At 64.2% G+C, this 10376-nt stretch carries 7 protein-coding genes; 1 reads left to right on the forward strand and 6 read right to left on the reverse strand.

The features are described 5' to 3' along the window. Positions 1-131 precede the first annotated feature (131 nt). The 6 genes from ACIOVD_RS27015 to ACIOVD_RS27040 form a co-directional block, all read right to left on the reverse strand. A complete protein-coding gene (locus ACIOVD_RS27015; protein ID WP_095171854.1) occupies positions 132-1343 on the reverse strand; it encodes a lipid-transfer protein in 1212 nt (403 codons plus the stop codon). Positions 1344-1372: 29 nt separating this feature from the next. Next, entirely contained in the window at positions 1373-2512 is a 1140-nt protein-coding gene (locus ACIOVD_RS27020) for an acyl-CoA dehydrogenase family protein (RefSeq protein WP_401131206.1), read from the reverse strand. A 135-nt stretch (positions 2513-2647) separates the two neighbouring features. Beyond that, positions 2648-4180: a long-chain fatty acid--CoA ligase gene (locus ACIOVD_RS27025; protein ID WP_401131208.1), complete on the reverse strand. Its 1533-nt coding sequence runs from the start codon at positions 4178-4180 to the stop codon at positions 2648-2650. Between the two features lie 45 nt (positions 4181-4225). Next, positions 4226-4666, reverse strand: coding sequence for a PaaI family thioesterase (locus ACIOVD_RS27030; protein WP_401131210.1), 441 nt, complete (start codon positions 4664-4666; stop codon positions 4226-4228). Further along, positions 4666-6222 (reverse strand): long-chain fatty acid--CoA ligase, encoded by a 1557-nt coding sequence (locus tag ACIOVD_RS27035; RefSeq protein WP_401131212.1) that lies wholly within the window; start codon positions 6220-6222, stop codon positions 4666-4668. The genes ACIOVD_RS27030 and ACIOVD_RS27035 overlap by 1 nt, the downstream gene beginning before the upstream one ends. A gap of 59 nt (positions 6223-6281) precedes the next feature. Next, complete coding sequence (locus ACIOVD_RS27040) at positions 6282-7085, reverse strand: enoyl-CoA hydratase/isomerase family protein (RefSeq protein WP_095171847.1); 804 nt, start codon at positions 7083-7085, stop codon at positions 6282-6284. 308 nt (positions 7086-7393) lie between these two features. Between ACIOVD_RS27040 and ACIOVD_RS27045 the strand changes: the two genes are divergently transcribed. Next, a complete protein-coding gene (locus ACIOVD_RS27045; RefSeq protein ID WP_401131214.1) occupies positions 7394-10192 on the forward strand; it encodes a LuxR C-terminal-related transcriptional regulator in 2799 nt (932 codons plus the stop codon). The last annotated feature ends 184 nt before the right edge of the window (positions 10193-10376 follow it).

Genomic DNA, 10376 nt, shown 5'->3' on the forward strand with positions numbered 1-10376 from the left:
CTAGTGAGGTGGCGGTGAGGCCCTGACACCCGAATGGGTGATTTGATGCGACTTTGTCGAACAATCCCGGCGTGCTTTGTCAGGGCACACCGGGCGGCGTTACCTTGGGTGACAGTCGAAGCCGGTCTGGCTCACTGGGCACCTGCGCGGACCCTGCCGTACAGCGTCACCACGCAAGCCCCGCCCAGACCCAGGTTATGCGCCATGGCCAGGCGCGCACCTTCGACCTGGCGCTGCTCGGCATTGCCGCGCAATTGCTGGGTCAGCTCGTAGCACTGCGCCAGGCCAGTGGCGCCCAACGGGTGCCCCTTGGACAGCAGGCCGCCGGACGGATTGATAACGATTTGCCCGCCGTAGGTGTTGTCGCCGTCCATGACAAATTGTTCGGCGCCGCCTTCAGGGCAGAACCCCAGGGATTCGTAGCAGATCACTTCGTTCTGGGCGAAGCAGTCGTGCAGCTCGCAGACATCGATGTCCCGCGGGCCGACGCCGGCTTTTTCGTAGACCTGGTTCACGGCAGCGTGGGTCATGTGGGTACCCACCCAGTCCAGCAACGACGGTTGTTCGAAGTTGAATGACTCCGGCGTATCGGTGGTCATCGCCTGGGCAACGATTTCGACGTCGCGGCGCAGGCCGTGCTGGCGGGCAAAACGTTCCGACACCAGGATTGCCGCCGCTCCCCCACAGGTCGGCGGGCAGGCCATCAGGCGGGTCATCACCCCCGGCCACAGCACAGGGTCGGCCATCACGTCTTCGGTGCTCAGCACTTTGCGAAACAACGCCAGGGGATTATTGGCGGCATGCCGGCTGGCCTTGGCGCGCACCGCAGCGAAGGTCTCCATGCGGGTGCCGTACTTGTGCATATACTCGCGTCCGGCGCCGCCGAAGGTACGCAGCGCCTGGGCCATGTCGCTGCCGACGTCGGCGGTCAGGCCCCGCAGGATCGGCAGGAAACGTTCGCGGGTTGGCGGGCGGTCATCCCAGTGGGATTTCAAGGCCCCGGCCTGCATCTGTTCGAAGCCGACCGCCAGCACGCAATCGGCCGAACCCGACTCGATCGCCTTGCGCGCCAGGTACAGCGCGGTGGAGCCGGTGGAGCAATTGTTGTTGACGTTGACCACCGGGATCCCGGTCATGCCCACTTCATAGAGCACGGTCTGGCCGCAGGTGGAGTCGCCATAGACGTAGCCGGCGTACGCTTCCTGCACCAGGTGGTAACCGATTCCGGCATCGGCCAGGGCACGACGCACGGCTTCGGCGCCCATCTGCACATAGGTCGGGCTGGCACTGGGCTTGCTGAACGGGATCATGCCAACGCCTGCCACCAATACTTTTTCGCTCATGCTGTCACCTGCAACTTGAAGGGGAAGGATCAAAGCTGGCGTGCGATCAACTCACGCAGCACTTCACTGGTACCGCCGAAGATGCGGGTCACGCGCATGTCGACGAAGGCCCGGGCAATCGGGTACTCGAGCATGTAGCCGTAGCCACCGTGCAGCTGGACCATGTCGTCGATGCACCGGCACAGGGTCTCGGTGGCGTACAGCTTGGCGATGGCCGATTCCTGCACGGTGAGGCGCCGGCGCATGTGTTCGCCGATGTAGTGATCGATCATCAGGCGCACGGCCGTGGCCTGGGCCTTGATGTCGGCGAGTTTGAATTTGGTGTTCTGGAAGTCCCAGACCGTTTGGTTGAAGGCTTTGCGGTCCTTGACGTACTCAAGGGTCTGCTCAAGCATGCGCTCGAGTTTGGCCGCGCTGTACAGGGCGATAACCAGGCGTTCCTGCGGCAGCTCTTCCATCAAGTGCATGAAGCCCTTGTTCTCTTCGCCCAGCAGGTTGCCTACCGGCACTCGCACATCGTCGAAGAACAGCTCGGCGGTGTCGGCAGCGGCCTGGCCGACCTTGTCCAGCTTGCGCCCGCGACGAAAGCCTGCACGGTCGCACTCGACCATAATCAGGCTGCAGCCCTTGGCGCCAGCGCTCGGGTCGGTCTTGCACACCACCACGACCATGTCGCAGGTCAGGCCGTTGCTGATGAACGTCTTGCTGCCATTGATCACCCACTCGTCGCCATCGCGCACGGCGGTGGTGCGAATAGCCTTGAGATCGGAACCAGTGCCCGGCTCGGTCATCGCCACGGCCAGCACGGTTTCGCCGGTGCAGATTTTCGGCAACCATTGTTGCTTCTGCGCCTCGGTGCCCAGGCGCACGATGTAGGGGGCGACGATGTCCGAATGCACGCCCAGGCTCCAACCGGAGACGCCCGAGCGGTACAGCTCCTCAATCAGCACCGCCGAATGACCGAAGTCACCGCCCCCCCCGCCGTACTCGGTCGGTACCGTCAGGCACAGCAGGTTATGGCAGCCGGCCTTGAGCCAGGTTTCCCGGTCCACGTGCCCGGCCTTGTCCCACTGCGCCTGAAGTGGAAGGCATTCGCGCTCAAAAAAACGCCGCGCCGATTCGCGCAGCATCTCGTGGTCTTCTCGGTAGACAGTACGGTTGATATGCATCGGATTCTCCAGTGAGTGGCCAAGCAGGCGTGTGCTTGGTTCATGGAGCCAATGTAGTGAGCCGGCTGACGCAAGGGGCCACCCGGATCGGGTAGCAGCCGCCGGACCTGCCCGGCTGCGAGCCTGGCCCCGATGCTACTGGAAGGCCGCGCGCAGTTCGCGCTTGAGCACTTTACCGGCGGCCGACAGCGGCAGCGTTTCGCGGAACTCGATGCTTTTTGGGCACTTGTAGCCCGCGATGAATGCGCGGCAATGACGACGCAATTGGTCTTCGTCGACCTGGGCGCCGGACTGGCGCACGACCACGGCATGCACCGCCTCGCCCCACTGTGCATGGGGGATGCCGATCACCGCGCACTGGGCCACCGCCGGATGGCGCGCCAGCACGTTCTCGACCTCGGCCGAGTAGATGTTTTCACCGCCACTGACAATCATGTCCTTGAGCCGGTCGACGATGAACAGGTAGCCCTGCTCGTCCATATAGGCGCCGTCTGCGGTGTACAGCCAACCGTTACGCAGGGCCTGGGCGGTTTCCTCGGGTTTGTTCCAGTACCCCTGCATCACGTTCGGCCCGCGCACGATGATTTCGCCCACGGTACCGCGGGGCACCTCCTGGCCCTGGGGGTCGACGATTTTCACCTGCAACCCCAGCCCGCCACGCCCCACCGAACGCGATAGCCCGCTTGCACGCGCCGATGCACTGTGATTGCACGGCAGGTTGCTGGAGACCACCGGACAGGCTTCGGTCAGCCCATAGGAGTGGGACAATTCAAGCGCTGGAAAGCGTGCCAGCAGGCGCTCGACCATCTCCCCGGCACTGGGGGAAGCGCCGTAGGTCAAGCGTTGCAGGCTGCTGAGGTCATACCGCGGCAACGCGCGATGGTCCAGCAGCGCCAGGATCATGGTCGGCACTAGCAGGGTCTCGCTGATCCGCTCGCGTTCGATCACCTGCAGCACCGCCAGGGGTTCGAAGCTCGACACCAGCACATGGCACTCGCCGGCCAGGAACTGGATCAGCGCCCGGGCCATGCCGGCGACGTGGAACAGCGGCGCCACCTGCAACAGCCGGCCGCCGGGTATCGGCGGCATATCGACCATGCGCGGCATGCACGCCGACCACAGATTCAGGTGCGACTGCATGACCCCCTTGGGAAAGCCGGTGGTGCCACCGGTGTACATGATGCACGCCAGGTCTTCGCCACCCCGGCCGGCGTCGGCCATTGGCCTGGCCTGGGCAATCAACTCGTCGAAGCCGAGCATGCCGGCGGGTGTTGGTCCTTCCCCGGCGTAGATCAAGCACGGCGCATTGCGCGCACCCGCGCGGATGGCGTCGGCCAGGGCGAGGAAATGCTCGTCGATGATCAGGATCGCCGTGTCGCAATCGTCCAGCGCGTAGACGATTTCTGCCACGCTCCAGCGGGTGTTGACCGGGTTGAGCACCCCGCCACCCCACCACACCCCCATGATGTATTCCAGGTAGCGGTCGGAGTTGAGCGCCAGCATCCCGACCCGGTCCCCCGGGGCCATGCCCAGCTCGCACAAGGCGCTCGCCAGGCGCGCGACGCGGTCGGCGAACTGGCGATAGGTCTGGCGGCGCGCGCCGAAAATCGTCGCCATCTGCTCTGGCGTCTGCTGCAGCGTGCGCTGCAGGCATAAAGTCATGTACATGGGTTTCACCCTTGTGTCAGGAGGGCGCAGGCTACGCCCAGCGGATCATTCAGCGTGCGGCAGTGGGTGTTTCCAGCGCGTGAACACGCCGTTGCTGCGCAGCACCAGGCGCTCGCCGACCAGCAGTCGGCAACTGGCATTGATCAAGCTGCTGCCGGCCTTGTGGATTTCGACGTGGGCTTCGAGCCAGTCGCCTTCGCGCACTGCGCCCAGGTAGTCGAGGTTCAAATTGACGGTGATGGCCGCCCGCTCCATCACCAGCAGGCGGCGGAGCATCATCCCAAAGGCGCTGTCGGCAACCGTGGCAAGGAAACCACCATGGGCAATGCCCACGTAATTAAGGTGCCGGCCCAGGACACGCACCGCCAGGACCGGCCGTTCATGGTGAATGTAAAACTCGGCACAACCACTGAGGAACTTCGAAGCGCCCTGCACCGGTGAAAATCCTTCGGGGACCGAGCTCACACCACGGCTGGGCGCCTCCATCAACTGACGCTCCGGTCTTTGCCCTGCCAGAACGGCTCGCGCAGGTCACGCTTGAGAATCTTGCCCGCGCCGGACAGCGGCAGGGCTTCGCGGAACTCCACCGACTTGGGAGTCTTGTAGCCCGCGATCAACCGCCGACAGTGCTCCATGATCTCCGCATCGGCCGCCTGGTTGCCCGGCTTGAGCACGACGACCGCGTGCACCGCCTCGCCCCACTGCTGGCACGGGATACCGATCACCGCACACACCGCCACCGCCGGATGACTGGCGATGGCACTCTCTACCTCAGCGGAGTAGATGTTCTCGCCGCCGCTGACAATCATGTCCTTGAAGCGGTCGACAATGTACAGGTAGCCGTCCTCGTCCATGTAGGCACCGTCTCCGGTATGCATCCAGCCTCCGCGCAACGCCTGGGCGGTTTCCTCGGGTTTGTTCCAGTACCCGAGCATGATGTTCGGGCCACGGACAATCACTTCGCCCACGGTGCCGCACGCAACTTCGTTGTCGTGTTCGTCGACAATGCGCACTGTCACTCCCAGTCCCGGACGCCCGGCCGAACGCAAGCGGCCATTGGCGATCCCTTCGGCGCTGTGGTTCTGCGGACCATTGGCGCTGATCGGCGGCGCCGCTTCGGTCATGCCATAGCCCTGGGTGAATTCGACATTGGGCAGGGCCTTGAGCGCCAGTTCCAGCAACGGCACGGCAATCGGCGAGGCGCCGTAGGTCAGGCTGCGCAGGCTGCTGAGGTCATGGCGGGCAAAGTCCGGGTGCATGATCAGCGCCTGGAGCATGGTCGGCACAATCAGGATATCGCTGATGCGCTCGCGCTCGATGGTGCGCATCACGTCCGAGGCATCAAAAGCCGGAACAAACACACTCGGCAGCCCGATCAGCGAGATCAGGATCACCCGGGACAACGCCGCCAGGTGGAACATGGGCGCGATGTGCAGGGTCATGGCATCCGCCGGCACCGGCACATCCGCTACGCGCGCCACGGCCGCCGACCACAGGTTCATGTGCGACTGCATGACGCCCTTGGGCTGGCCGGTGGTGCCCCCGGTGTAGAGGATACTCGCCAAGTCCTCGCCACCGCGAAAGGCATCATCCACCGGCGCGTTGTCGCGAATCAGCTGCTCGAACGAGAGCATGCCTGCCGGTGCCGGGCCATCGCCGACGTGAATCAGCAATGGTGTGACTCGGGCCGAGGCCGAGATCGCCGGCGCCAGGGGCAGGAAGGTGTCGTCGATGAACAGAATGCGGGTGTCGCAGTCATCCAGCGAATAGACAATCTCCGCGACGCTCCAGCGAATATTCACCGGGTTGACCACGCCACCGCCCCACCAGGTGGCGAGGAAGTATTCGAGGAAGCGGTCGCTGTTCAGGCCCAGCAGGCCAACGCGATCACCGGCTTGCATGCCGAGCTTTTGCAGGGCACCGGCCAGGCGCGCGACACGATCGGTCATTTGCGCGTAGCTCTGGCGTCGGTCACGAAATACCGTGGCCAGGGCATGGGGCTGTTGCTGCGCCATGCGGTGCAGTCCTTGAGTCAGGTACATATGAGTCTCCTGTAATTGTTGTTGTCAGGTCGGGACACATGCAGCGCGGTCTGGGGATTTCAGGTCCCGGTGTACTTGGGTGCACGCGTCTGGGCGAATGCCAGGCGGCCTTCGGCGAAGTCCTGGCTGTCACGCAGCAGGCCCCAGTGCAGGTTGGCTTGGCTGACAAAGTCCCGCGCGGGCAGATGGGCGGTCTGCACCGCCAGTTGTTTGATCGATTGCACCGCCAGCGGACCGTTGCCGGCGATCCGCTCCGCCAGTTGCAGTGCCACGGCTTGCAGCTGCCCGGCGGGCACCAGGTCACTGACCAGGCCAATGCGCAAGGCTTCCTGGGCATTGATCGGCTCGCCAGTCAGGGCCATTTTCATCGCGTGCGCCGAACCTACCGCACGCAGCAGGTACTGCACGCCACCCGCCGAGGGGATGGCGGCCATGCGCACTTCCGGCAGGCCGAATGAGGCGCCGTCAGTGGCAATTCGCAGATCACACTGCAACGCCAGTTCAAGGCCGCCACCCAGGCACAGGCCCTGGATCCCGGCGATCAGCGGTTTCCAGAGGTCCAGGTCACTAAGGTCCAGCAAGCGGGTGTAACCGCCCTCCTCGGCTTCGGTCTCGCGACTTTTCAGGGCCCCGGCGACAAACCCCGGCACCGGGCGCAGGGACTCCTTGAAGTGGGCTCCACAACAAAAGGCGCGCTCACCGGCCCCGAGCAGGACGATGACCCGCACCTGCTCATCGTCCTGGCAGGCACGCAGGGTCTTGCGCAGGTGCATTAGGTCGCCAATGGTCAGGGCGTTGTTGCAATGGGGCGCGTCGAGCGTGACCAGTGCCACGTGTTCGATGATCTTGAATTGAATGGCCATGGGCTAACTCCAGCGCTGCGATGGTCTCTCGATGGGCATGCGTGTGGGCGACCGGCGTTGGCGGCTGGCGGCACTTGTTTTTTTGTTCGATGCGGCGACGCCGGTGCTCTGTGCCAGGCGTGTCTTGCCTATGCCAGCCAGTAGAACAAGCCCCTTTGTCGCGGCCACCACCCACATCGGGTGGCGATTGCCCGCCCCATTGGCCCGGGGTGCAGCCCTGGCCAAACAGAGCGCCATGCGCGGCAAACTCTGCGTTACACTCGGTCCGATTCGAGCACGCTCAAAACAAAAATGAATCGGATAGCCCCATGGACAAACACCCCAAGTCCACTGCTTCGGACAGCCCCACGACGGCAAGCCAGTCGCCGATTGTCAGTACCAAGCTGATTCCTCCTCGCGGTGCCGCACGCCTGGTCCCCCGTGAGCGCCTGCAGGATCAAATGCTCAAGGCCCGTCGCCAGCGCTGCATCGTGCTCAAGGGACCGGCGGGCTGCGGCAAGACCTCGACTTTGATCGCCTGGCGCCAGGCCCTGTTGCCCCTGGGCTTTGACGTCGCCTGGTTGACCCTGTCTGCCGACGATAATGAGCTGACCCGTTTTCTCGACTATCTGCTGGCCAGCCTGGGCCAGATCGACCCCGCCCTGGTGCACGAAGCGACCCAGCTCGAAGGCCGGGGCATCGACAGCGAGGCCGTCGAGCGCACGGTGATCACCCTGGTGCGCAGCATTGCCCGGCGCACCAAAGAGCTGGTGCTGGTGCTCGATGACCTGCATCACCTGACGGACGTGGGCATTCACCAAGCCCTGCAATGGCTGATCGATTACGCGCCGGCCAACCTGCACCTGGCGCTGGTGTCGCGCAGTGCGGTGCCGTTGTCCCTGGCGCGGTTGCGCAGCCAGGAACTGGTTCTGGAGTTGAGCCTGCGCGACTTGCGCTTCACCCCGGCCGAATCCGCGCAGTTCCTCAAGGCACAGTTGGGTGAGATCAATGCCCGTGACGCGCGCTTGATCCATGAGCAGGCCGATGGCTGGGTCGCAGGCATGCAGTTGCTCGCGGTCAGTCGCAAGAACAATCGCCCCCAAGCGGCCACGACCAGCGCCGCGGTACAGACGCTGGTGCGCGACGACCAGGCCTTCGCCCGTTTTTTCGAGATCGAGGTGTTGTCCCACCTGTCGCCCACCGACCTCGACCTGCTGTTGCTCATGGCGGTCTGCAACCGTTTCTGCGCCTCGTTGTGTGCGGCCTTGAGCGGTCACCCCCAGGCCGTCAGCGAAGCCAGCGCGCTGTTGGCGCGCCTGGAGCGCGACAACCTGTTCCTGATTCCCGTGGACAGCGCCAAGCGTGAAACCTGGTACCGGCTGCACCCGTTGCTGCGCGAAACCCTGCTCAAGTACTTCGACTCGCGCAGCCGGGCCGAGCAACAGGCCGTGCATGCGCGGGCATGGGCCTGGTTCCGTGACCAGCAACACCTGGATGAAGCCGTGCACCATGCGGTGATGAGCGGTGATCCCGACGCTGCCGCCGACCTGGTCGAGCAACACGCCGAAGCGCTGTACGCCCATGGCGACCTGCGCATGCTGATCGAGTTGGTCCGGCTGTTGCCGGTCGAGCAGGTGCAGGCACGGGTCAAGCTGCGCATCCTCAAGGCCCGCATGCAGCTCTATGCCCGGGACTTCATTGCCTGTGCCAACAGCCTTGATCAACTGCTTCACGACGTCCCCGAACACCAGATGCATGATCGTTTCATGGTCGCCCTGCTGCGGGCCTCCCTGGCCCTGCAACGGGATGACACCGATGCGGCAATGACGGTCCTGCCGCAATTGCTCGCCCCTCCAGCAGGCAGCAACAGTGTCGCGATCGGCTCCTGCACCAATATCCTGTCCTGGCTCTACATGCACCGCGGTGAATACGAAAAAGCACGCCAGGTGCAACTGGACCGGCCAGCGTTGCTGATTAACGGCGAGCCCTTCCTCGGGACCTCGGCCGGTAGCCTCCAGGGCCGCTGCATGACCGGGTTGAGCCATGCCCTGGAAGGCCAGATGAAGCAGTCGGAGCGCGTCTATCGGGACGTGATCCACGAAGCGGCCCACTGCGGCAAGGCCGGGACGGATGCGACCTACCTGGCCACCGCACTGCTGGGCGAGGTGTTGTACGAAACCAACGATGTCGACGTGGCCTTCAAGTTACTCTCCGGATGGGTCGACATTCTTGAGCGGATTTCGATACCCGACTCGGTGCTGCGGGTGCTCCAGGTGCTGTGGAAAGTGCAGTGGCTCGCCGGTAACCATCAGGAGGCCTTCGCCTTCGTCGATCGGCTCGACGAATACGCGAGCAAACTCGGGCTGGACCGCTTGCAGGCCTACTGCCTGACCTGGCGGGTGCACTGGCACCTGTTGCTCGACGAACCCGCCGCCGCCCAGGCCAAACTGGCCAGGCTGGAAGCCATCGACGCCCGCCACCCCGACGCCGGACACAGTGCACTCAAGGAAATTCACATCCTGACCGAGAACGCACGGGCCCGCTGGCAGATTCACCAGGGCGACCTCGACGGCGCCTTGCAGCGCATTGAACAATTGATCGACACCTGCGAACGGCATCGTCGGCAACTCGGTGCGGTGCGCCTGCTGGTGTTGAGTGCCGTGATCGAGGCGCGGCGCGGCAACCTGGATGCCGCGCGCGACAAAGTGCTGCTGGCGCTGCGCCGCGGACAACGCTTCGGGCTGCTGCGCAGCCTGCTCGATGCCCACCCGGACGCCATGGACCTGATCCTGGAAATCACTCGCCAGGAAACCCTCGACCCAGTCCTGGCGTTTTACGTCGAGCGCTTGCAGGCCGCCCACGTGGCCGTCCCCGCCGCCGTCTCCGGCAAGCCTGCCCAGGCCACGCCGAGCAAACCCCAGGCCAACAGCATCGAACCGCTGAGCGAGCGGGAGATCGAGGTCGTGCGCCTGCTGGCTCAAGCACTGCCCAACAAAAAAATCGCCCGCGCCTTGGGGTTATCGCCGGAAACCGTGAAATGGCATTTGAGCCATATCTACAGCAAGCTTGGCGTCAACAGCCGCGACGAAGCGGTAGCCCGCGTGCGCGACCTGGAGTCCCAGGACTGATAGGCGTACGCATCACGAGCATCGCCATCCCGGCATAGGTATCTACACAACTTTGTGGCGGGCTGTGGGCCGGCCGGGGTGTTGGATTTGGCCGAGTACATATCCATTTTTGCGGTAACGGCCTCCTATGGTTCCGCTTTTACAGCGGCTCACTTTTGGAGGAGCCCAAAAGTAAGCAAAAGGC

Origin of the sequence: Pseudomonas sp. NPDC087626 (assembly GCF_044743405.1) — a bacterium.
GTDB lineage: Bacteria > Pseudomonadota > Gammaproteobacteria > Pseudomonadales > Pseudomonadaceae > Aquipseudomonas.